Source organism: Mesorhizobium sp. M2E.F.Ca.ET.209.01.1.1 (genome assembly GCF_004010375.2).
Taxonomy (GTDB): Bacteria; Pseudomonadota; Alphaproteobacteria; order Rhizobiales; family Rhizobiaceae; genus Mesorhizobium.
On sequence record NZ_SADP02000118.1, the window covers coordinates 1 to 489 of the forward strand.

Consider the following 489-nt stretch of genomic DNA (forward strand, 5'->3'; position numbering starts at 1 on the left):
GCGGCAGATAAGCCCAGGCGAACAGCGCGCCGCCGGTCATCAGTACCGCCCGGCGGGATGGATTAGGGGTTTCGCAAAGAAGGCTCATGGCCGCATCTCCACTAACTCTTTGTTTTTACGCAATTCCGGACGGAAAGCCGCTGCACACTTTTCGTGGAATTGCTCCAGGTCACCGCCGTTGGAACTCGGGCGCCATCAGCAGCAGCGCCAGGCTCTGCTGTTTGGACTCGGCGCGCGAAATCGCCTGCCGTGTCTCGGCCGAAACGGAATTGCCGATCAGTGACGCCAGCGTCTCGTCCGGATCGCCGATATCGTTCGCCTGCTTCGCGGCCTGCCAGGCGATGTCCAGCCGCGTCTTGAGGCCCTCGGCGGAAGCCCATGCATCCGTCTGGTCGGAAAAGCCGTTCGGCCCCGGCGGCTGCCACAGCGGTTGACCGAGCGCCCTCAGCCAGCGCAGCGACCGTTGCGGTTCGTTGCCGGTGGAGGGGC

Annotated in this window: 1 protein-coding gene; it reads right to left on the reverse strand. The window is 64.6% G+C overall.

Annotated elements, in window-relative coordinates:
- Positions 1-169: 169 nt before the first annotated feature.
- The coding region (locus EN852_RS34870) for a DUF1800 family protein (RefSeq protein ID WP_135879601.1) at positions 170-489 on the reverse strand (320 nt) is incomplete at its 5' end.